This window comes from Nioella ostreopsis (genome assembly GCF_004000255.1).
Lineage (GTDB): Bacteria > Pseudomonadota > Alphaproteobacteria > Rhodobacterales > Rhodobacteraceae > Nioella > Nioella ostreopsis.
On the sequence record NZ_RCIQ01000001.1, the window covers coordinates 244800 to 267725 of the forward strand.

Genomic DNA, 22926 nt, shown 5'->3' on the forward strand with positions numbered 1-22926 from the left:
ACGCCGACCAGCGCAGGGGCTTTGTGCGTCAGCCCCAGATGTCGCCAACGCGGAAGCCCTGCTGGAACGGGTCGGTGGGGTCGAGCAGGTATTGGCTGGTGCCATAGATCCAGGCCTGGCCCGCGATGCTGGGGAGGATGGCAGGGTAGGGGCCGACCTGGGTCAGACCCTCGATCCTTGCGGTGAAGGTGGTGCCGATGGGGCCTTCGTTGATGTAGTCCACCCCCGCTTCCAGCATCCCGCGCGCGTGCAGGCAGGCGAGTTTGGCGCTGGTCCCGGTGCCGCAGGGCGAGCGGTCGAGCGCGCCGGGAAGCGACAGGGGGCTTGGCGGGGCCGAGACGCTGTTCGAGACGGTGACGGCGCTGCGCCCGTGGTTACCCGCTTGCTGCGCGGGGCCGGTCAGTTGCGAGATCGTGGGGCCGGTGATGGCGGGGTTCTCCGGGTGGGTGACGGGCAGTTGGTCCCGCGCTGCACGGCGCAGGGCCTCGCACAGGCGGACCATTTCGGCACCGTTTTCCGGGGTCAGGTCGAGGCCGAACTGGCTGGCATCGGCGATCACGTAGAACATCCCGCCCCAGGCGACATCGACCTTCGCGGCGCCATGGCCCTCGACCTCGATTTCGGCATCCAGATGCAGGGCGAAGGAGGGCACGTTGCGAAAGGTGACACGGGTGACCTTGCCATTCCGGCAGTCCGCACGGACGTGGATCAGGCCCGCCGGGGCCTCCAGCGTCAGTTCGGTCACCGGTTCGACCATCGGCAGGATGCCGGTTTCCAGCAGGACGGTCACGGTGCAGATGGTGTTGGACCCGGACATGGGCGGGTATTCCGTCTGTTCCATGATGATGAAACCGGCATCTGCCGCCGGGTCGCAGGGTTCCACAATGGCGTTGCAGCACAGCGCCGGGTTGCCGCGCGGTTCGCGCAGCATCAGCAGGCGGATGTCATCGGCATGGACCTGCATCCACTGCATTTTCTCAAACACAGAGCGGCCGGGAATCGGCGGGAGGCCCCCGGTGATGACGCGGCCCGGTTCGCCTTCGGCATGGGCTTCCACGGCTGTGATCATGCGGCTGCTGCGCATTCTGGTCCTCCTGTCGGTTCGGCAAACCTATGTGGGACAGGCGCAGGCTGTCCACACTCCATTATAGTGTTGCATGCACACTTATTTAACGGCAATATCGTCCCTCTGAAGAGCATCGCGCAAGAAAGAGGCCAAGAATGACATCGGACTGGATGGGCGTCTTCGCGCTGCTGATTATTATGAGCCTGCCGTTTCTCATTTATTCGCACGTGACGCGCACTGGACGGGACCGTACGGAGCAAATGGAAAGGGAGGCGGCTCGGGTGCATCGGATCGATCTGAGCATTGCCACGATCGGCCAACGGCTGGAGGCCGTGCGCGCCTGGCAGGCGGGCAAGGTCATAGTCGATACCCGCAACGACCGCACAGCCACGCTGAATGGGTTCGACTTTCTGACCGAACAGGCCAACCGCTTCATCGCGCGCGGTGAAATCAGGGCTGCGATAGAGGTTCTGGAGGCGCGCCTGCCGTTGGATCGGGAGGAGGATCGCAGTTGGCTTGACCCAGACGAGCCGTGGGATGATCCGCCTGCCTTGCAAGTCAGCTACGAACGGTTGGCGCTGCTGGTGCGGCTGGAGGTGGTGGTTGGGCATATCGACCGTAGCCTGACCTATCTTGGCCGCGAGTCTGCCGAATGCCGGAACGATGAGGTCGAGAACAGCTCGATGATGCCGGTCCTGGTCGAGGCACTTGCGATCTGTGAGCGTTTGGAAGCTGGAGCGCTGGCTGATCAGTTACGCGCGCGCTGTGCCAAAGCAGGAATGGAAATTCCGGACGATCCGCCGTGACGTCGTGTCCAGCGCCTCTTGCGACGGGTCTTCGCTGGTATCGGGGGACGGGCTGCGCTATCTCCTGCGCACGCCAAGGCACAAAGGGACCAAAATGACATTCGAGACCCCAGGGCCCGTCGAGACCGACTACAAGAATGCGATCTCGCCCATTGAAGAGATCATCGAGGAGGCCCGCCAGGGCCGCATGTTCATCCTTGTCGATCACGAGGACCGCGAGAACGAGGGCGATCTGGTGATCCCCGCCAATTTCGCGACGCCCGATGCGATCAACTTCATGGCCACCCACGGGCGCGGGCTGATCTGCCTGACCCTGCCTGCGGAACGAGTCGAGGAACTGGGCCTGCCGATGATGGCGGTGAACAATTCCTCCCGCCACGAGACAGCCTTTACGGTCTCGATCGAGGCGCGGGAGGGCGTGTCGACTGGCATTTCCGCTGCTGACCGGGCGCTGACCGTGAAAACCGCCATCGACCCGCAATGCACCGCTGCCGATATCGCCACGCCGGGCCACGTTTTCCCGCTGCGCGCGCGGCGTGGCGGCGTGCTGGTGCGCGCTGGGCATACCGAGGCGGGCTGCGATGTGGCGCGACTGGCGGGGCATTACCCGTCTTCGGTGATCTGCGAGATCATGAAGGAAGACGGCACCATGGCGCGGCTGCCCGATCTGGTGGAATATGCGAAGATACATGGGCTGAAGATCGGAACGATCTCGGACCTCATCACCTATCGTTCACGCAGCGACAACCTGGTGGTCGAGACCGCGCGCGATACGGTCACCTCCGAATTCGGTGGCGAATGGGAGATGCGGATTTTCACCGACCAGACCCATGGTGTTGAACATGTGGTGCTGGTGAAGGGCGACATCACCACCGATGAGCCGGTGCTGATCCGCACCCATGCGTTGCAGGCCGGGGCGGATCTGCTCGGGCTTGGCCCGAAACCGACCGCAGAGCTGCCGACCGCCATGCGGATCATCGCCGAGGAGGGCCGGGGGGCGATCTGCCTGATCCGGGCGCCCCGGAAGGAGGCCTTCGCCGTTGAGGACGAACAAGGCCCCCGCACCGTCAAGCGCACGGGGCTTGGGGCGCAGATCCTGTCCAAGATGGGCCTGCACGAGCTGATCCTGCTGACCGACTCACCCTCGACCCGCTATCTGGGTCTCGACGCCTTCGGGCTTTCCATCGTGGGCACGCGCCCGATCATGAAGGGCTGACGCTATGGCCGGATCTGAAACTCATTACACGCTGCCACTGCCCGCTTTCGACAAGCCGGTGAAGGTGCTGATCGTTGTGGCGCCCTATTACAAAGATATCGCCGACAACATGGTGGCGGGGGCCATCGCCACGCTGGATGAGGTGGGCGCTACGCATGACATCATCGAAGTGCCCGGCGCGCTGGAGGTGTCCACGGCGATCCGCATTGCCTATCGGCAGGCCAATTTCGACGGGTTCGTCGCCATTGGCTGCGTGATCCGGGGCGAGACGACCCATTACGATACGGTCTGCAACGACAGTTCCCGTGCGATCCAGCTTCTGGGGCTGGAAGGGGCCTGTATCGGCAACGGCATCCTCACCGTGGAAAACCGCAAACAGGCCGAAGTGCGCGCCGATCCCGCCGATCAGAACAAGGGCGGCGGGGCTGCTGCGGCGGCGCTCCATCTTATCGCGTTGACGCGGAAGTTCGCAGCGCCTAAAGGCGGCATCGGATTCAAACCGGCGGGCAGCGAGATGCTGATTGCCGGCGATGCAAAAGGACCAAGCCGCGCATGACCACCCCCAAGGGCCCCACGAAGGACGAAAAGCGCCAGATGAAATCGGCCGCCCGGCTATACGCCGTGCAGGCGCTGTTTCAGATGGAGGCCGCGGGGCAGACGGTGGAGAAGGTGCGCCGCGAGTTCTTCGATTTTCGCTTTGGCCAGGAAGTGGCGGGCGAGGAGCTGGCCGAGGCCGATCCCGATCTTTTCACCAAACTGCTGGATGACGCGGTGAACTGGCAGGCGAAGATCGACCAGATGACCGACCGGGCGCTTGTTGCGAAATGGCCGATTGCGCGCATTGACCCGACGATCAGGGCCCTGTTCCGGGCGGCGGGTGCGGAGCTGCTGGACTCGAATACTCCGCCCAAGGTGGTGATCACGGAATTCGTGGATGTGGCCCGCGCCTTCTTCCCCGAAGGACGCGAGCCGAAATTCGTGAATGCCGTGCTGGATCACATGGCGCGCGAAGCCCGGCCCGAGGCGTTCTGAGCCGGAAAACTCTTCCAGAAGAGTTTTCCGGTCTGAAAATTTTTCGAGGAAAAATTTTGGTTCGGAAGAATTTTCTAGAAAATTCTTCCGCGTCGATCAGCGCCCTTCCACGCGGAAGAAGCGGGTCCATTTCTTCAGCGCCATCATCACGATCTGAAGCGCGATCACCGTCAGCATCGCCACGTGCCAGGCCGTGGCATCCGCCAGGGCCTCGCCCTCGCGCCAGGTCGAGAGCATCTCGAGCGCATACATCATCGTCATGGTGCTGAGCCAACTGGGATGCTCGCGACGGAACACGGTGCGCCAGCTGAAGGGCAGGGCGGGGGGCACCCAGCCCGACAGGCGCGGGAAGAAGGCCGGGGTGCGCGCGGCCCAGTCGTTGTACTCCTGTCCGAACTTGTCTGACAGGAAGCGTTCTTCGGCGGCGATGATCCGTTCGAAGTAGATCACCAGCACCAGCGCCATCAGCGCCCCCACCCAGAGCCATTGGGTATATAGCGCCACCCCCACGTAGCCGATCGCATTGGCAAGGTAGAGCGGGTTGCGCACAACCGAATAGATCCCGGTGGTGTTGAGCGATTCCGCCACCTGCCCCTTTGTGTTGCGACCCGAGGTGCGCGCGGGCACGTAGCCCACCGTATAGGCCCGAAGAACCACGCCGGTCAGCACCAGCACGAGACAGAGCGTTTCGTAGATTTCCCCCACGGTGTCGCCGAAGCGCAGCTCGATTGCCTCGCCCTGCCAGATGGCGAACAGAACGATGGGAATGAACAGGGTCAGAACGAAGCTGCGCCAGCGGAACAGGGTTTCGCCCATGTTCGCGAGGTGGTCCTTGATGAGCATGCGGGAGGGTCCTTCCAGAAATCATCGGCCTGAACGGCCGTGCCTGCGCATAGAACGAAGGCTTCGGCGGGTGCAATAAACTCCGGTTCATGCGCATGGGCTTGCGGTTGAAAACGGGCCTATTGCCCGTGCGCAGGGATCACCCAGTCCTCGCCGCGCGCGGTGGTCACGTATTCGGGCCAGCGGAAGTGAAGCGGCGGGGCGTAGTCGCAGAGCGGCGGAATATGCTCTTGGGCGGTGCGTTGGCGGAACTCGGCCTGTGCCGTTTCCAACAGGGCCGGGTCGGTGAGGCAGTCGAGCGCGGTCATGGCGATGACCTGCGCCGCGACCTCCGTCATCGGGTCGATGGTCGCAGGGTGCCCGCCAAGCGCGTTCATCGCCCAGGCCGGGTAGGCGAAGCCCTCGGGTGCGGTCAGCGCCGGGCGCCCGATATAGAGCCGCACCGTGGGCGCGTGCCAGCAGTATTCGGTGTAGTCGTCCGAGGTGAAATGGCGCTGCGACGGGGGCAGGACCTGGCGGATCTGGCGTTCGGCCTCTTCCGGAGGTGTGAGCTTCGAAATCATCGGCAGAAACGGGTCGGCCATGGGGTCGAGCCCCAGTTCAGCCTGAATCGCACGGGCGAAGTCGGCGGCCTCTTCGCCCCAGACCGGCGCGCCCACGGCCTCCAGGTTGGCGTAGGTTGCGCGGGCCATGGCGTGGTTGGGCAGGCCGGGGCGCGATTTGGCCACCCAGTGCCGCCGCCAGGAACAGTGGCAAAGCTGTGCCGCAGCCTCGGCGAAATGATCGAGGCCGCGGATGATGTGCTCGGCCTCGCTGACCTCGCTGATGCGGATGAAATACTGGATCTGCGCGATCTGTGCCGGGATGTTGTCTGCCGTGGCCTGCCCATGGCTCAGGATGGCCTCATTCATCGACCAGCTTTGCCCCGGCGCCATCACATGTTCGCGCAGGGCTTTGGCCGATTGATACATCTGCACCATGGCATCCGTGGCCCCCGGCGCACGGGCAGCGGCGTGGCTGGCGGGGATCGGGCTGGCATCCTCGCCCGCCATCCAGGTTTCCGGCGCGTCGCAGGTGAATTCGTAGATGACGCCGTAGCCCACGCCGCAATGGGTGTCCCACCGCACGGTGTTGCACAAGGGCGCCATGTAGAAAGGGTGAAAGCTGATTGCCGCATCGAGGTCATCGTAGTAGCCCGCCGCCGCGTGGATGGGTTTCGATCCGCGCACCTTTTCTGCCGGTTCCCCGAAGAACTTGAGCCGCCCGGGGATGTTATGTGCCTCCATCGCGGCTTTTGCCGCAAGAAAACCGCCGAGCGATCCCATGCCAAGCGCCGAATGGGGGTCGGTGTGGCCGCCCGCATGCGGGCCGAGGCCGGGGCGGGGGGCCTTTCGCGGTTCTGCAGCCTGGCAGTTGCCGGGGATGCCGTCATATTCGGCGTAGCCGCCGATGGTGGGGCCGTCGCCGTTTGACCAGGTGGCGCAGAAGGCCGTGGGCATGCCGGCGCTGCCTTCCTCGACCTCGAATCCCTCGCTCCGCAGAAGGTCCACGTAGTAGGCGCAGGATTTGTACTCGCGCCACGCGGTTTCCCCAAAATCCCAGATGTCGCGCGTCCAGCGGGAAATCTCGCCCATGCGGGCCCTGACCGTTGCCCGCGCCGTGTCTTTTGCTGCCGTCATCAGCTGCCTCCGTTTTCAGCACGACGCTAGGCCGCTGCCCCTGATCAAGGCAAGCATCTTGAGGCAGGGGCGAATATTGGCGCATGGGCGGCTCTGACGCAGGCTTGTGGGTTGCAGACGATGCAAGCAGTGCTAACATGATTGACAAGGTCAAGGAGGACATCATGCCAGAGCATATCAAGATGATCATCAGACACGGCTTTATCGGACTCGGGATTTCCGTCGCTTTCACGGCGATGATCCTGGCCTTCAATGTCGGCAACCTGTGGCACCTTGTGACCCATACCGCCGAGGGGCCGGTGGCGGTGCTGATGCTGATCGTGTTCGGCACGATCACCTTCGGATCGGCCCAGATCGGCTACAAGATCATGTCGATGGGCGAGGATGAGGACGATGGCCAGGGCGGCAAGCGCGATGCGCTGCCGGTGGTCGATCCGGTTGCGATTCCGATCAGAATCACCGACCACTAGACACCCCACAAGAAAGAAGGCCCGAAGCATCTGCCTCGGGCCTTGGTCTTTCTGAGGTGACGGGACCACCACAGCCGTTGGGAATTGAATTCCCGAGGACCTGTTTTTACAGGTGGGCGCCAGGTAAACGAACCACGGTCCGCACAGAGCCAGCTCCCTCGGAATTGCTTAAGGCCACCGGAATTTTGCCCGTTACGAGAAGGGCAGAACCCGCCAATCCCTCACATAGGCCCTTCCACCGGTTCCGGCAAGAGCAATGCAGGCAATTGCATTTGTTCTTGAATTGTTCCAATCTGGCCTGATGACAAACGACGCTCTCCTTCCCGATCTCATGCCCGGCCAGTTGCTGGCCCGGGGCGTCTGCCGTCACCTGCGCCAGCATGATTTCGCCAGCCTGGAAGAATTCGTGCCGGAGCGGGGCAAGCGGGTGGATGTCATGGCGCTTGGCCCCAAAGGGGAAATCTGGGTGATCGAGTGCAAATCGAGTCGCGTCGACTTCACCTCCGATTCGAAATGGGATGGCTACCTGGAATGGTGTGACCGGTATTTCTGGGCTGTGGACCAGGAATTTCCGACCGATCTGCTGCCGGATGGCACGGGGTTGATCATTGCGGATGCTTATGACGCGGAAATCCTGCGCTTCGGACCCGAGACCAAACTCGCCCCCGCCCGGCGCAAGGTGCTGACCCAGAAATTCGCCCGCACCGCCGCGCAACGTCTGCACGGATACCGCGATCCCAAACCGGGCAGCATTTGACTAAAATTGTCCGCGCCCCCTTCTTCTTGGCCCAAATACTCCGGGGAGCGCGAGGGGCAGCGCCCCTCGTATGACAGGCCATCGACCGGCGATGCCGTCGGGCCGGAGATCAGCCCTTGGCGCCCTTGCGGATGGTTTCCGCCGCGACGCGCAGTTCCTCGGCGATTTCCAAGGCTTCTTCCGGGTCGAAATCGAGCGGCAGATCGACGCCGTCTGCTTCGATATAGATGCGAACCATGCCCATGGTGGTCGGGCCGATCTGCAGATTGGCGGCGATGTCGCTTTCGCTGTCGATGCCCATTGATGTCCTCCGAGAAACCGGTTTTCCCCATAAATGGGGGCTGGCGAGCGGCCTAGACCCTTGCCCGTTGCGATACAAGGCAAAATACTGGAAGCGGACGGCGTCCACAAAGGGGAAATTGCATGTCGGACGAGGTCATCCTGAAGGATCTGGGCATTGGCGATGCCGGCTGGCTGATCCAGCAACATGCGGAGCTCTATGCCCGCGAAGAGGGATTCGACGCCAGTTTCGAGCCCTTGGTGGCCGAAATCCTTGCCGACTATCTTCGCAATCGCGACCCCGCTTGCGAACGCGCCTGGATTGCCTGGGGTGGGGGCGAACGGCTCGGCTCGATCTTCTGTGTCAGGGGGCCGGAACCGGGGCAGGCCAAGCTGCGGCTGTTCCTTCTGACCCCGTCTGCACGGGGCAAGGGGCTTGGCAAACGCCTTCTGGAGGTTTGCATCGCCTATGCCCGAGACAAGGGTTACGGGGAATTGGTGCTCTGGACCCATGCCAGCCACCGGGCCGCCTGCGCGCTCTATGAAAAGGCCGGGTTCACCTGCGTCGACAGCCATCCCGTCACCTCGTTCGGGCAGCGGCTGGAAGAACAGACATGGAAGCTGAAATTGACATGACAGAGAGGCTTGCATTCCGGCGCAACGGGGGCTATCCACCCCGCCAGTGCCGCCTTAGCTCAGTTGGTTAGAGCGCTGGATTGTGGATCCAGAGGTCCCCCGTTCAAGCCGGGGAGGCGGTACCATCCTCCGATCACATGGGAAGTTGCGCCCGCAGGAGACAGGCCCCTGTGCTGACGTCGCGTGGCCGGATTCGCAATAGCCGCGAAAGCTAGCGCCCAGATCAACGCCTCCGATCCTGCGTCACTGCCCCGGCCTGCGCGGGCTCTACGGTGCTTCCGAATAGTCCGACAAGCCGTTCGGGACGTCGAGGTATCTGCTTTCCCTCGTAATTCCCAAAGGTCGGTGCTAGGCATTATCGCGCTACGGATGCGGGCAGGCGATTGGGGTGGAAGGATCAGGTTCAGATGCGTATTGCGATGATCGGAACAGGCTATGTCGGGCTTGTCTCCGGAGTGTGTTTTTCGGATTTCGGCCATGACGTGATTTGCGTCGATAAGGACGTCGAGAAAATCGCGCGGCTCGATGCCGGCGAGGTGCCGATTTTCGAGCCAGGCCTGGAAGATGTGATGGCGCGCAATGTGGCTGCCGGACGCCTGACCTTCTCGACGGATCTGAACAAGGCGATTGACGGGGCCGATGCGGTTTTCATCGCTGTTGGCACGCCGACACGTCGCGGGGACGGGCACGCCGACCTGACCTATGTGATGGCCGTTGCCGAGGAGATCGCCAAGGCATTGACGGGCTATGCTGTGATCGTGACGAAATCTACCGTTCCGGTGGGAACCAACCGCAAGGTCAAGCAGGTGATTGCCAAGGCCAATCCCGATGCCGAATTCGACGTGGCCTCGAACCCCGAATTCCTGCGCGAAGGGGCGGCAATCGACGATTTCATGAAGCCTGACAGGGTGATCGTCGGAGTTCAGAGCGAACGCGCGGCCGAGGTCATGGCAGAGATCTATCGCCCGCTCTATCTGCGCGAATTCCCGATTGTGACCACCGATCTGGAAAGCGCCGAGATGATCAAATACGCCGCCAACGGTTTTCTCGCCACGAAGATCACGTTCATCAACGAGATCGCTGCCCTGTGCGAACGGGTCGGGGCCGACGTAAAGGAGGTGGCGCGTGGAATGGGGCTTGACGGCCGTATCGGGCAGCATTTCCTGCATGCCGGTCCCGGTTATGGGGGGTCGTGCTTTCCAAAGGATACATCGGCCTTGGCCCGGATCGGTCAGGAAAACGCTGTGCCTCAGAATATTGTCGAGACGGTGATCCGCGTGAACGACTCGGTCAAGCAGCGCATGGTCGAGAAACTGCGTGATCTCTGTGGCGGCAGCTTCAACGGCAAGACCATCGCAATCCTTGGCGTGACCTTCAAACCCAATACCGACGACATGCGCGAAGCGCCCTCGTTGACGATCATTCCGGCGCTGGTCGGGTCGGGTGCCAAGGTGCGCGTCGTCGATCCACAGGGGCGGCGCGAGGGCGAGGCCCTGCTTCCCGGCGTGATCTGGACAGAGGACCCCTACAAGGCCGCGAACAATGCCGATCTGCTGGTGGTCCTGACAGAGTGGAACGAATTCCGCGCGCTGGATCTCAAGAAGCTGGCCCGACGCATGGCCACGCCGCACTTGGCTGATTTGCGCAACGTCTATTCCGCAAAGGACGCGAAACGGGCAGGGTTCAACGGCTACGACTCCATCGGTAGGCGAACGATTCCGCCAGCCGAATGCGGCTAGACAATGGGCCCCTCTGGCGAAGTCGCCCGGAGTAGGAACTGAGTAAAATAACACCAGGCCGCAGACAACGCGCATTGTATTTCGGCAACCAACCGCAGACTGCGGTCCAAGCCCGGCCAGTACTGTTGCAACGCCCGTTTCTCTGTGCAAAGAACTGCCTCGCGGAAACGGGCTATGGTGCAGGGGTGCGAAGGTGTGAACAGGTCAAGTGACATATAGTGTCGAAAACAGATCACCTCTCGCTTTGATCAGTTGAAAACAAGACGTCTTTTACGCGACACAAGGTTCAGGTTTGGTTCATGAAGGATTTTCTTCAGCTCAATAATGAGCTCTACGATCTATATAGTGCTGTGGTCGAAAACCGGGTTCACGATGTAGACCGCAAGCTCTCGTCCATCCGGGACAAGATCTCTCCAGATGCACCGCAGTCCATTCGGCAGTCCTATCTGAACTTCTCGCGTCTCATCGCAGGACACGCCTCGGTGCGTGAAGTCTGTTTGACGCTGCCGGAAGCAGTCCAGGATGGGGTTGCGATGCGGCGCGATACCTTGCTCGGCGGTATCGAGCCTGGCGGCGCACCGGGCGTCAGCCTCGTGACCTGCGCCATGAACCGAACGGATAACCTTCTCAAGGCTCTCGGCAGCTGGCTGGCACATGCGCAGATCTCCGAAGTGATCATCGTGGATTGGAGCTCTCGTGTACCGGTGTCGCAGTCTTTGAAGGACGCAGGTGTCGACGATCCACGCATCCGGGTGATCCGCGTCGATGATGAGCCTCGCTGGATCCTGTCCTACGCGTTTAATGTCGGCTTCCGTATGGCCAGATGCGAACGGATATTGAAGGCTGATGCGGATATCGTGGTCTCCGATGGATTCTTCGACAGCAATCAGCTGCCAAACCTCGACACCTTCATTGCAGGTAACTGGCGCACGGCTGCGGCTGATCAGGTGCATGTGAACGGTTTCTTCTACACATCGCGCTCGGCTCTGGCGGCAGTGGGGGGATTCAACGAATTCATCACCACCTATGGCTGGGATGACGATGACCTTTACACCCGGCTAGAATCTGCGGGGTTCATCCGCCGCGATGTGGCACCGGACACGATCCATCACCTGGATCACTCTGATGAAGAACGCACCGGAGAAGGCGACAATGAGCAACGCCCTGCTCGGGACGTGATCTCTGCCAGCCCGCGCTTCATGATCCAGCGCAACCGCATCCTGTGCGACATGTTGCCGGGCTGGAATGGCCAGCGACAATTGCTGCCGCTTAAGTTCACGCAGCAAGACCAGCACCTGAGCAGTCTGACCCGTGCCGGACATCATGAAAACGTCGTGCCCACTCACGTATTCGACGCGGCGTCGCGCCAGATGCTGCAGGAGCTCATGTCCTGGGACTATGGTCCGGAAGTGCGCGATCTGAATGCCGAAGCCTTTGAGCGCGTGATGCAGCGCCCACTCGGGGAGCTATCCAAGCAGGCCTTCCTCGACGCGATGGCGAGCCCTCCTGACGCGGTTCCGCCAATGCCCGCAGTTTCGGTGCCCCGGAACAAGATCTTCATCGATGCACAGCACGGCCTAGGCAACCGCCTGCGCGCTATCGGATCGGCCGCCGCAATCGCCGAAGCAACGGACCGGGAACTGGTGATCGTTTGGGAGCCCGATCACCATTGTGACTGTCATTTCGGAGACCTGTTCGACTTTGATGGCGCCGTAGTCGACAAGGGCTTCCTGAGCGAAGCTGATGCGATCGGGTGCGATGTCTACAACTACATGACCGCCGAACCCGGTGCTGAGAAAAATGCGCCGATAAGTCTCAATGACGGTCGCGGGGTCTACGCCCGCGCAGCTTTCGTCCTGAACTCCGAGCACAGTCACTGGACAGCCGAGAACGCGTTCATCCAGTCGCTGATCCCGGTCAAGATGATCCGAGACCTTGTGGCCAGCGTGCGGAATCCCAATGACGTTACCGCCCATGTGCGCATGGAAGGTGGCAAACAGTTCGAGCATTTGCCCTACGAAAGCGCGGAAAACTGGACGCAGGAAGACCATGATCTGATCGCCGAATGGCGCGCCAAGAGCCATTTCGCGCATTTCATGAAGCGCCTGGACCAACTGACGGTTGAAGGGCGTGCCGAGCAGATATTCGTGGCCGCGGACCGGCCGGAAACCTATGACGCTTTCAGCGCGCGCTACGGCTCCCGTGTTGCGTTCCTTCCGCGTAGCGCATATGACCGGTCGGCGGAACAGTTGCGCTATGCAATGGCCGACGCGATTCTGTTGTCGCGGGCGCCACTGATGCTGGGCAGCACCTGGAGTTCGTTCTCGGAATTGGCCATGCGTTTGGCGCCGGGGGGGATTGAAGTGGAAATGAGCGGGAAAGAATTTTGATGACCGGGACCCCTGATATTGAAGGTAATTCGCAATGAAGCCTGTTGCTCTTTCCGGCACCCGAGGTCATGTGCCTGGTCTTCCTTTCATGGACACGAAAACCGCAATGCAGCGTGTTGGGAACAACTGTGGAAATCTAGTGTTTCAATATGCGGCTTGTAGCATCATTTCAGACAAGATCAACCTGATCGGCCAGGACGTTCCTTGGCAGCCCAATCAGATCAAGGCAGAACACAAGGCGGTCGTCATTCCCTCCGCGAATTTCCTGCGGGAGAATTTCGATTTAAGTAGCTACGTGTCTTTTCTGGAGAAATGCGACTTGCCTCTTGTATTCTTGGGGCTAGGAGCGCAAGCGGATGATTTCAGCAAAGACAGCTTTGACTTCCATTCCAGCATATTGCGCTTGCTCGACCTGATGCGGGAACGCAGTCCCAAGATATCCATACGTGGTGAATTCACGGCGAAAGTGCTCGAAAAATACCGTGTCGAGAACTACGAAATCACGGGCTGTCCTTCAAACTTCATTAACCCGTCGCCCGATCTTGGTAGCATGATCGCACGCAAGTTAACGTCGCCCATGCGTAGCTTTATTGCCCATGCCGACGAGCCTTGGCCCAAGAACCCGACCAAGGGCCAAGCTGAACGCAAATTGGCATCCTGGGCTGCAAATGGCCCGGGCATCATGGTTCAGCAGGCTGTTCCTGAAATGATCGCGTTCCTGCGCCAGAACAATCCTTTCGCGGTCGATCGCAAGGCGGAGAGTTTTGAAATCAGCCTCGCGAAGGCTATTTTGCCGGAGGCTGATCTTGATACCTTCCGCGACTTTATTGCGACCAAGATGCGAACGTATTTCTGTGTTGATCAGTGGCTTGAAGACAGCAGTCACTTTGACTTTTCCGTTGGGCTGAGGCTGCATGGGAACATGGCTGCATGGCAGGCTGGTACGCCTGCTCTCTGGATAACTCATGATTCACGAACGAAGGAATTGTCAGAAACCATGGCTTTGCCAAATATCGGGATCGAAGACTTTCTGGAAAAATGTGAAACCGTTGAAGATGCTTGGAAATGGATTGAGTTTGATAGCTCTGCGTATGAAAGGCGCAGACATGATTTGTATTCAAAGATGTCGTTGGTGGCTAGTGCATCTGGAATATCAATTCGAGAATCCAACTAGATTGGATTGGTTGGAGTTCTTAGATAATGTCACAGAAGCCCCTGTTGGTCTTGCATCCAGGTCTGCCCAAGTGTGCCACGTCCACGATTCAGCGTTTATTCACATTGGATGACAATAAAATTGGTTCCGCGCTGGGGATTGGTGTTATTGGAAAGGAATTCAAGCCTGGAAATGGATATCCTGAAGTTACAAAGCTGATGTACAGGCAGGATAATTTCGTTGAGGAAATCCACCGTCAGAAATTTTCTTATGGATCATATTTTTACTCAAATGAAGCGCTTCCGGGAAGCCAAATTGCTCTCGAGGCCATTGGGAAAAAATTTATAATTACCGCTAGCATCTTCACAGTTCGCTTTCCGCCACTTCAGAGCCTGTCACAGTTCAATTACAGTGGTTGGCTTACCGCAACATTTGATGAGTTTGTTAATGGAAAATGGACGAGTCCGATTTCTGCGCTTGAGCGCTTTGTGCCGCAAATTGAGAAATTCAGAAAAGCATCTAGTAGAATACTTATCTGCCCAACGGAGAGGTTGGGTAAACCTCTGGAGATTAGGTTTATCGAGACATGCTTTGGTTCGGTACCGGAGGTAGCTTCGCAAGCTCCGTTTTCTCAGGGCTTCACCACAAATAGGTCAATTGGATTCGCGTTTGCGCAGTCGCTCGCGCTAGAAATAAGGAGAAGAGGAGTTCTAGTGCGACCTGAAGATCGAAGCATACTTGTCAAACTGGCTCAGAATTACCCACTTCCATGCGAACTCAGAGAGATTGCCCCCCTAGGCCTCAGTAAAGATGTACTTTGCAGGCTGCAGATGGTTATTCCGAAATATAGAGAATTTTTGATTGAGTATGGACTGGGGGACGCAGAATCTGACGAAGTTGTTAGGAGCGCATCTCGGGATCTCGATAGGGCTTTTGACCTCAGGGTCAGCACTGAAAAAGAGTCTAAGGAGCTAGCACGGCATGCATGCCAAGTTTTGGACCTTGCGCATATCTCCAAGTCATGAGGCAAGCATGATTGAGCGCAAGAAGCATCGTTGACTGTATCCATAGCGTAGTCACGGTGGGTTTGTTTAGGATTGTTTGGTAGGAAGGAAGAAGACATGAATGAAAAAATCATCGTTGAGATATTCAAAGAACTTGCAGTATTGAGGGGTGATAGAACTGCAGAGGGGCAATGGCTGAATGATAACCCTTGGATTATCCAAAAGACCTTGGCGGATGCGATTTCTATGGTTGAAAAGGCGAAGTCTCAGGCCGAATAATAGTGTTCCTTTGTCCAGAATTTCGGCATCTGGAGTTTTATCAACTGGATGGAGCGGTGGCATGTGCTTGACCTCTTCGTTAAGTGAAGGACCAAGCCACCATCAAAGAACTCAGGCTGTATACCTACAATGACCAAAAAAGCGCTCATCACCGGCATCACTGGACAGGACGGATCCTACCTCGCAGAATTCCTGCTGGAAAAAGGCTACGAGGTGCATGGCATCAAGCGCCGGGCCTCCTCGTTCAACACGCAGCGGATCGACCATATCTACGAGGATCCGCATTCCAACCATGCCCATCTCAAGCTCCATTATGGTGATCTGACCGATACCTCCAACCTGACACGCATCTTGTCAGAGGTGCAGCCGGACGAGGTTTACAATCTGGGCGCGCAATCCCATGTCGCCGTCAGCTTCGAGGCGCCGGAATATACCGCCGATGTGGACGCGATCGGCACCCTGCGACTGTTGGAGGCGATCCGCTTTCTCGGGCTGGAAAAGACAACCCGCTTTTATCAGGCCTCAACCTCCGAGCTTTACGGCCTGGTGCAGGAAACGCCGCAGCGTGAGACAACGCCGTTTTATCCCCGTTCGCCTTATGCCGTGGCCAAGCTCTACGCCTATTGGATCTGCGTGAACTACCGCGAAGCCTACGGTATGTTTGCCTGCAACGGTATTCTCTTCAACCACGAGAGTCCGCGCCGGGGCGAAACATTCGTGACCCGAAAGATCACCCGGGGTTTGGCCAATATCGCCCAAGGTCTGGAGCCCTGCCTGTACATGGGCAATATCGATGCATTGCGTGACTGGGGCCATGCCAAGGACTATGTTCGCATGCAGTGGATGATGCTGCAGCAAGACGAGCCGCAAGACTTCGTGATTGCAACTGGTCAGCAGTTCTCGGTGCGCCAGTTCATCTCGTGGTCGGCCGAGGAACTGGGTGTTACGCTGCGCTTCGAGGGCGAGGGTGTGGATGAAATCGGAGTTGTGGATTCGGTTGAAGGGGCCAATGCTCCTGCGGTCAAGCCTGGCGATGTCATAGTGCGTATTGATCCCCGTTACTTCCGTCCCGCCGAGGTGGAAACGCTGCTTGGCGATCCGTCCCTGGCCAAGGAGAGATTGGGTTGGGTGCCGGAGATCTCCACCCAGGACATGTGTGCGGAAATGGTCTCCGAGGATCTTAAGACCGCAAAACGTCACGCACTGCTAAAGGAGCATGGTATGGACCTGCCAATCAGCCTGGAGAATGGCTGATCCAAACTGTGAGCGAGGACTTATAACGTGTCACCTGCGCCCATGCCTCTGCCGCTGTACTACGAAGGTAAGTCCCTTGCTGACATGGAGCAGGCGCTCCGAAATGGTTTCTTGAAGGACTCTGGATGGCTCGACAGCGCGGACCGGAAACTCTCGGTCCGTGACGGCGCACCGATGCCCTGGTTCACCTACGGTGCCATCGAGTTCCTGGAACGCGAACTGCCCGCTGACCTGTCCATGTTCGAATATGGCGGGGGGCAGTCATCGGTTTACTGGGCCGGCCGTCTTCGCCGACTTGTCAGTATCGATCATGATCCGGCATTCGGTGCAGTGATACAGCCGCAGCTTCCGCCCCATGCGGAATTCCGGATTGTCGAGGAGGCGGCTCCCTTGCCCCGACTGCTGGAGGAACGGGCACAAGGTCAGCCGGTGCTCGTAGACCCTGAACGGAGCGTTCGAACATACCGTAGCGGTCAGTTGAACAACGCCTTCCGAACCTATGCGCTGCAAATTCTGGACAACCCGCCCGATAGTTTCGATGTGGTGGTCATCGACGGTATGGCGCGCGTGCTGTCGACTTGGGCGGCGATCCGGCATTTTCGACGTGGCGGGTTCATCGTGTTCGACAATTCGGATCGGGATATCTATCAGCCCGCATTCGATCTGCTGGCGGATTCCGGCTATCGGCGCATAGACTTTGGGGGGCTCGGTCCGATCAATCCCTATGCGTGGTGCACCTCGGTCTTCTACGCATATCGGAACTTCACCAGTGTCCGTTGGTTCGAGGACTCGCGGCAAGGCGAGGTTGAGGCCCGACGGAAACCGGAACTGGGGATCCTGGTCCTCGGATATGGCCGCCCGCACCATCTGCAATCAGTACTCGAAAGCCTTCGACAACAGGGCAAGCTGGGTTCTGCCCATGTTTGGATCGACGGGACCAAGGGACGTGCCGAACTGGCCGGTGTCAACGAAGAGAGCATCGCACTTGCGCAACGCTACGATTTGGCGGAGCTGAGAGTGCATCATTCCCATCTGGGCATTGAAAAGCTGATGCTCGATGGGTTGGAGTGTATGGCAGCGAAGTATGATCGCGTGTTGGTGCTGGAAGACGACTGCTTTCCCAAACAGGGTGCCGTCGATGACTTCGAATCCGAACTTGAGAGAATTGAGAAAGATCCAAGGTACTTTTCTGTCTACGGACACCATTTCGGGTGTGAAGATCCCGATGATGGCGACTTCCCGCGTTTCCAAGGGTGGGGGTGGGCGGCTCATTCGGAGCAACTCTTGGCGCTTCTCCCGGAATTAAAGCGGCTGTTTCTGCTGGATGAAGACACCTACTGCGCAGAGATCGCAAGCCGAATGACGGACGACATCCGGGCAAGGCTGGACGTGACCCCGGGGCGCGATGTCCTCAAGGTGCTTGGGCGCGGTTATTCTTGGGACTCTGCCGTGTCATTTCTTTCCGCCGAGCGGGGCTTGAAGCATCGGCGCACGCGGGAAGCCAGTATTGCGAACACCGGTATTGTGCCAGAGGTCGGACATTTCAATCGCGATATTCCGTTCTTTCGTCGCCCTCCGTTCAACATGATTACGCTGAATGAAGCCTGGGCGCAGTATGACCGCAGATCGATACCCTGCGACTTCTCGCGTGAAAGCTATGGACTTGAAGGGCTTGATTTGCGTCTTGTGGAGGCGCTTGGCGATGAGCCTCCGGGGTTTCTAGTCGAGATCGGTGCCAATGACGGCCTTCAACAGAGCAATTCTGTTCTCCTAGAAAAGCTTGGATGGTCGGGCCTTCTTATTGAAGCCAACCCTGTAAGCTACGCCCGATGTGTCCGGACGCGCCCGAATATGATGACGGCGCATGCGGCTTGCGTCGCATCCGATTTTGAGCGCAGTCATGTGACGCTGACCGATGTCGGCCTCATGGGCATGACAGACCGGAGCATTCTGGACTCTGGGGAACGGGAGATCTGGATTTCCAGGGGCGAACGATCCGCGCGGAAGCCGCGACAGGATATCGAGGTTCCTGCGATTCCGATGAGCAGGCTGCTTGACGCGCGCGAGGTCGAGCGGCTCGATTTACTGTTGCTTGACGTCGAGGGGGCTGAGATCGATGTCTTGCGTGGGCTGGATTTCTCTCGCCATGCGCCTCGTCATATTCTTGCAGAAGATAATTATTCCGACGATGTGGGAACATTCCTCATTCAGCATGGGTATGAACGGATAGCGAAGCTGTCCGAAAGAAAATACACTCGAGATTGCCTGTATCGTCGCAAGGACCCAGGCGATCCATTCCCCGGTTTCTCTTCGCAATCGACTTGAGGATGTCAAAGGTCATGCAGAAAATTTACGTTGCCGGCCACCGTGGCATGGTTGGAGGCGCGATCTTGCGCAAGCTTGAAGCGCGTGCGCGTACGGGAGAGAAGATCGAGATTGTCACCCGCACATCCTCGCAGCTTGATTTGACGGATCAGACGGCAGTGCGGGAATTCATGCAGGCGGAACGGCCGGATGTCGTCATTCTGGCTGCTGCAAAAGTGGGCGGCATTCACGCTAACAATACCTACCCAGCAGATTTCATTTACGAAAACTTGATGATTGAATGCAATGTCATCCATCAGGCCTTTGCCGCTGGCGTGCAGCGCCTGCTGCAGCTCGGGTCATCCTGTATCTATCCCAAGGGCATTCCGCAGCCAATGCGAGAGGATGCACTGCTGACGGGCACCCTGGAACCCACGAATGAGCCTTATGCCATTGCCAAGATTGCCGGGATCAAGCTTTGCGAAAGCTATAACCGGCAGCACGGGACCGACTACCGTTCGGTCATGCCAACCAATCTGTACGGACCCGGCGACAACTTTCACCCGGAGAATTCGCACGTTCTTCCTGCGCTGATCCGGCGGTTTCATGAAGCCGTTCAGGAAGGCAGCGACGAGGTCGTCATGTGGGGTACCGGCAAGCCGATGCGCGAATTCCTGCATGTGGACGACATGGCCGAGGCGAGCCTGTTCGTCCTTGATCTGGACAAGACGAGCTACACCGCCAATACCGAGCCGATGCTGAGCCATATCAATGTTGGTAGCGGCACGGATGTCAGCATTGGAGATTTGGGCCGGATGGTGGCCAAAGTGACCGGTTTCGAGGGCCGAATTACCAACGACACGAGCAAGCCGGATGGCACCATGCGAAAGCTGATGGATGTAAGCCGCCTTGCCCGCATGGGCTGGACTGCGCGCATAGGACTCGAAGACGGGATTGCCGAGACTTATCAATGGTTCCTCGACAATCAGGGCAGCTTCAGAGGCTGAACAATGCCCCTACTGGTTTTGAGACGCCTGCTGGCATAGAACGAATACAGACAGTAGAACGCAGGATGCGCTTGCAAGTAGAAAAGTCGAGGTCAGGCGAAGTTCGGAACACCGAGCCTGTATCATGCGATCTGAACCGATGGGAAAGACGGAGGCTCGGGCGGAGATGGAAACAAGCCCTCATATGGCGGCAGGAAGCCTGATCATTGTCGGGTGCGGCGGCGCGTCTGAGATGCTGCCGAAGATTGGTCAGAGGATTGGGCCCGTGGGCCAGATTGCCCTGTTTGATCCAGTTGCCGAAGCGGCCAACTACTTGCCCGACTCGCTCAATGAACTCGGCCCGACACATATTCTCGCGGTTCCGGGTCCCAGGTCTGGCAAGGCTGAGGTGATCCACTATTCGCTGCCCGGACTCGTGAGTCTCGGTCAACCGACAGAGGCTCTGATGGCACTCTTCCCGGGCCTGAAAGAACGGAACAGGACATCGGCGGACCGAATAACCGGCAAGGACCTTGCGGCGCAACTGGGCGATTTGCCTGATCCCGTGAATTGCGTGATCGATCTGCCCGGTGGCGAAGCCGAGATCCTTGATGCGCTGGACGCCGCGGGTTTGCTGCAAAGACTTTCCTCTCTTTGCGTGCGCTGCGGCGTCGAGCCGTTTTTCGACGGAGCATTGGCCAGTGAAGAGATCGAGAGCCGGCTCATCGAGCGTGGCTTTGCGTTGCGAAGTGTGAACACGGACGATTCCGACTGGCCGGAACTGCATTTCACTGCCGATCCCAGGGCGCGCCGACTTGCCGAGTTGGAGAGTGAGCTTAGTTCACTGCGTGCGACCCTGTCCGACCGTGACCAAAGCCTGAAGAAAGCGCGGGCGGAGTTGCAAGCGCAGGCTGACGAGGGCGAACAGCGCGACAAGGAAATCGCGACGCTCAGAGAGCAGCTAGCTGCCCGCACCCTTGAGGTCGAACAATCCGTTGGCGAGTTGTCAGAACGGGAAAAAGCCCTGCAGGCAATAAACAGTGAGCTCAAGACCAAGGCGAGATCACTCAGCGCGAAACTGTCCAATCGTGACCAAAGCCTGAAGAAAGCGCGGGCGGATCTGCAAAAACAGACCAAGGCGGTCGAACAGCGCGACAAAGAAATCGCGACGCTCAGGAATCAGCTTGATGCCCGCACCCTTGAGATTGAGGAAGTCGGCAGCAAACTTGCCAGCAAAAACGCTGAACTCGCCAGCAAGGCCTTGGAGCTTGAAAGGTCTGAGGAGGCACTGTCCCGGGCGACTAATGAACTTGACGAGGCAAGCCGCGCTTTGGCTTCCAGCCTTGCAGCGAATGACGAAGCAAACCAGAAGCTTGAAGGCAAGGAACAGGAGCTCGCCAGCAAGCGCGAGGCGCTTGAGAAGGTAGGTGAGGATCTTGCCGATCTACGCCGACAGCTTTCCCAGAAGCAGGCATTGCTGGATGAACGAAATCAGGCCTTGGCTGACCACAGTGCAGAGATCGTGGATCGCGATAAGTCTCTGCATTCAGTCAGGAAAGAACTGGATGAACTGAACAAGCAACTGAAGGACAAGACCGTTGCGCTAGAGAATACAAGGGCGTCGCTAGAATCGAAGGAAGCGGCGCTCGCAGAACGGGATCAGTCGATTGCTACCGTAAGTGAAGAACTGGCGGTGGCCAGAAATGACCTGACTGAGAAGAGCGAAGCCCTGGCGAAAGCGCAAAAGGCGTTGGCAATGCGGGACGAAGCCCTGGAAGAGGCTCGGCAGGCAACAGCGGATCTGAGGACTGCTGTGTCAAGTGCGCAATCGGCTTTGGCAGAGCGTGATGCCGTCCTGACGGAGCAGAAGAAAACTGAAGAGCAGCTCAAGGCTGATCTTGCTGCGCTGCAAGTGGAACTGCAGGACCAAGCGCAAGTCGTTGAAGGACATGTGCAGAAACGTGAAGAGCTTGAAGGGCACCTCGCAGAGCGTGATGCCGTCCTGGCGGAACAGAAGAAAGCTGAAGAGCAGCTCAAGTCTGATCTCGCTGCGCTGCAATCGCAACTGCAGGACCAAGCGCAGGTCGTTGAAGGACATGCGCAGAAACGTGAAGAGCTTGAAGGACACCTCGCAGAGCGTGATGCCGTCCTGGCGGAGCAGAAGAAAACCGAAGAGCAGCTCAAGTCTGATCTCGCCGCGCTGCAATCGCAACTGCAGGACCAAGCGCAGGTCGTTGAGGGACATGCGCAGAAACGTGAAGAGCTTGAAGGGCATCTTGCAGAGCGCGATGCCATCCTGGCGGAGCAGAAGAAAACTGAAGAGCAGCTCAAGTCTGATCTCGCTGCGCTGCAATCGCAACTGCAGGACCAAGCGCAGGTCGTTGAAGGACATGCGCAGAAACGTGAAGAGCTTGAAGGGCATCTTGCAGAGCGCGATGCCATCCTGGCGGAGCAGAAGAAAACTGAAGAGCAGCTCAAGTCTGATCTCGCTGCGCTGCAATCGCAACTGCAGGACCAAGCGCAGGTCGTTGAAGGACATGTGCAGAAACGTGAAGAGCTTGAAGGGCACCTCGCAGAGCGTGATGCCCTCATCTCGGAATTGCAGGCGAAGGTGGCCACCGGTGAGGCCGAGCTCACCGAGCGTACAGGCCAGCTGACCGACATCGAGGCGAGGTTGGCCGAAGTCACACCAGCCCTAGAAAGGGCCGAGCGGCGTGCCGAACAGGCCACGACCGAACAAGCCTTCCAATCCAGGGTAAACGCCATGTTGCAGGTCGACCTGGACAATCTACGCACCCGTTTTGAATTCAGCGAAGGCAAACGCCGTCAACAGGAGGAACTGCTGCGTAAATTGACCCCTAAGCTGACTCAAGCGTCTGAACATCTTCAGATGCTACAACTCGCCCAAGCCGAAGAGACGCCCGCGGTGGAAGACCAAGCGCCTCCCAAGTCTGTGAAAAAGAGGCCTGGGGCCAAAAAAGCTTCGACCAAGCAACGTCGGAGTGCGGCCGCGTCCAAGCAGGGGAACTGAGG

At 58.8% G+C, this 22926-nt stretch carries 20 protein-coding genes, 1 tRNA gene and 1 other RNA gene; 17 read left to right on the forward strand and 5 right to left on the reverse strand.

The genetic code is table 11. The features are described 5' to 3' along the window. Window positions 1-28: 28 nt before the first annotated feature. Window positions 29-1084 (reverse strand): proline racemase family protein, encoded by a 1056-nt coding sequence (locus EP237_RS01280; RefSeq protein ID WP_127557299.1) that lies wholly within the window; start codon window positions 1082-1084, stop codon window positions 29-31. Window positions 1085-1221: 137 nt separating this feature from the next. Between EP237_RS01280 and EP237_RS01285 the strand changes: the two genes are divergently transcribed. The 4 genes from EP237_RS01285 to nusB all read left to right on the forward strand — a co-directional run bounded on the left by EP237_RS01285 (window position 1222) and on the right by nusB (window position 4120). Beyond that, window positions 1222-1872, forward strand: a complete 651-nt coding sequence (locus EP237_RS01285) for a hypothetical protein (RefSeq protein ID WP_127557301.1) — start codon at window positions 1222-1224, stop codon at window positions 1870-1872. 94 nt (window positions 1873-1966) lie between these two features. After that, entirely contained in the window at window positions 1967-3088 is a 1122-nt protein-coding gene (gene ribB / locus EP237_RS01290) for a 3,4-dihydroxy-2-butanone-4-phosphate synthase (RefSeq protein WP_127557303.1), read from the forward strand. Window positions 3089-3092: 4 nt separating this feature from the next. Beyond that, entirely contained in the window at window positions 3093-3644 is a 552-nt protein-coding gene (locus EP237_RS01295) for a 6,7-dimethyl-8-ribityllumazine synthase (protein ID WP_127557305.1), read from the forward strand. Continuing rightward, complete coding sequence (gene nusB / locus EP237_RS01300) at window positions 3641-4120, forward strand: transcription antitermination factor NusB (RefSeq protein WP_127557307.1); 480 nt, start codon at window positions 3641-3643, stop codon at window positions 4118-4120. The genes EP237_RS01295 and nusB overlap by 4 nt, the downstream gene beginning before the upstream one ends. A 96-nt stretch (window positions 4121-4216) precedes the next feature. Here nusB and EP237_RS01305 read toward each other — a convergent pair whose 3' ends face one another. Both EP237_RS01305 and EP237_RS01310 read right to left on the reverse strand, forming a co-directional pair. Beyond that, entirely contained in the window at window positions 4217-4963 is a 747-nt protein-coding gene (locus EP237_RS01305; protein WP_127557309.1) for a methyltransferase family protein, read from the reverse strand. Window positions 4964-5082: 119 nt separating this feature from the next. Continuing rightward, window positions 5083-6642, reverse strand: a complete 1560-nt coding sequence (locus EP237_RS01310; RefSeq protein ID WP_127557311.1) for a zinc-binding metallopeptidase family protein — start codon at window positions 6640-6642, stop codon at window positions 5083-5085. Window positions 6643-6779: 137 nt separating this feature from the next. On the opposite strand from EP237_RS01310, the gene EP237_RS01315 reads away from it, so the two are divergent. Beyond that, window positions 6780-7112: a hypothetical protein gene (locus EP237_RS01315; RefSeq protein ID WP_127557313.1), complete on the forward strand. Its 333-nt coding sequence runs from the start codon at window positions 6780-6782 to the stop codon at window positions 7110-7112. 58 nt (window positions 7113-7170) lie between these two features. Here the strand turns inward: EP237_RS01315 and ssrS are convergent. Beyond that, window positions 7171-7325, reverse strand: a non-coding RNA gene (ssrS, locus tag EP237_RS23890) — 6S RNA. A gap of 88 nt (window positions 7326-7413) precedes the next feature. Between ssrS and EP237_RS01320 the strand changes: the two genes are divergently transcribed. After that, complete coding sequence (locus tag EP237_RS01320) at window positions 7414-7869, forward strand: MmcB family DNA repair protein (RefSeq protein ID WP_240661429.1); 456 nt, start codon at window positions 7414-7416, stop codon at window positions 7867-7869. A gap of 109 nt (window positions 7870-7978) precedes the next feature. On the opposite strand, the gene EP237_RS01325 is transcribed toward EP237_RS01320, so the two are convergent. Beyond that, entirely contained in the window at window positions 7979-8170 is a 192-nt protein-coding gene (locus EP237_RS01325; RefSeq protein ID WP_127557314.1) for a DUF6324 family protein, read from the reverse strand. Window positions 8171-8292: 122 nt separating this feature from the next. Here EP237_RS01325 and EP237_RS01330 point away from each other — a divergent pair, with 122 nt between their 5' ends. The 11 genes from EP237_RS01330 (at window position 8293) to EP237_RS01375 (ending at window position 22924) form a co-directional block, all read left to right on the forward strand. Then, window positions 8293-8784 carry a GNAT family N-acetyltransferase gene (locus EP237_RS01330; protein ID WP_127557315.1) on the forward strand — a complete coding sequence of 164 codons (492 nt, stop codon included), beginning with the start codon at window positions 8293-8295 and terminating at the stop codon, window positions 8782-8784. A 48-nt stretch (window positions 8785-8832) separates the two neighbouring features. After that, window positions 8833-8909: transfer RNA gene (locus EP237_RS01335), tRNA-His, on the forward strand. A gap of 282 nt (window positions 8910-9191) precedes the next feature. Then, window positions 9192-10523 (forward strand): UDP-glucose dehydrogenase family protein, encoded by a 1332-nt coding sequence (locus EP237_RS01340; protein ID WP_127557316.1) that lies wholly within the window; start codon window positions 9192-9194, stop codon window positions 10521-10523. Between the two features lie 299 nt (window positions 10524-10822). Continuing rightward, window positions 10823-12913 (forward strand): glycosyltransferase, encoded by a 2091-nt coding sequence (locus tag EP237_RS01345; protein WP_127557317.1) that lies wholly within the window; start codon window positions 10823-10825, stop codon window positions 12911-12913. A 34-nt stretch (window positions 12914-12947) separates the two neighbouring features. Continuing rightward, window positions 12948-14087: a polysaccharide pyruvyl transferase family protein gene (locus tag EP237_RS01350; protein ID WP_127557318.1), complete on the forward strand. Its 1140-nt coding sequence runs from the start codon at window positions 12948-12950 to the stop codon at window positions 14085-14087. A 26-nt stretch (window positions 14088-14113) separates the two neighbouring features. After that, window positions 14114-15091 (forward strand): hypothetical protein, encoded by a 978-nt coding sequence (locus EP237_RS01355; RefSeq protein ID WP_127557319.1) that lies wholly within the window; start codon window positions 14114-14116, stop codon window positions 15089-15091. Window positions 15092-15187: 96 nt separating this feature from the next. Further along, complete coding sequence (locus EP237_RS23005) at window positions 15188-15349, forward strand: hypothetical protein (RefSeq protein WP_164744584.1); 162 nt, start codon at window positions 15188-15190, stop codon at window positions 15347-15349. 129 nt (window positions 15350-15478) lie between these two features. After that, window positions 15479-16603, forward strand: coding sequence for a GDP-mannose 4,6-dehydratase (gene gmd / locus EP237_RS01360; protein WP_127557320.1), 1125 nt, complete (start codon window positions 15479-15481; stop codon window positions 16601-16603). A gap of 42 nt (window positions 16604-16645) precedes the next feature. After that, window positions 16646-18928: an FkbM family methyltransferase gene (locus EP237_RS01365; RefSeq protein WP_127557321.1), complete on the forward strand. Its 2283-nt coding sequence runs from the start codon at window positions 16646-16648 to the stop codon at window positions 18926-18928. A gap of 14 nt (window positions 18929-18942) precedes the next feature. Then, a complete protein-coding gene (gene fcl / locus EP237_RS01370; protein WP_127557323.1) occupies window positions 18943-19914 on the forward strand; it encodes a GDP-L-fucose synthase in 972 nt (323 codons plus the stop codon). Between the two features lie 265 nt (window positions 19915-20179). Beyond that, entirely contained in the window at window positions 20180-22924 is a 2745-nt protein-coding gene (locus EP237_RS01375) for a coiled-coil domain-containing protein (RefSeq protein WP_164744586.1), read from the forward strand. The last annotated feature ends 2 nt before the right edge of the window (window positions 22925-22926 follow it).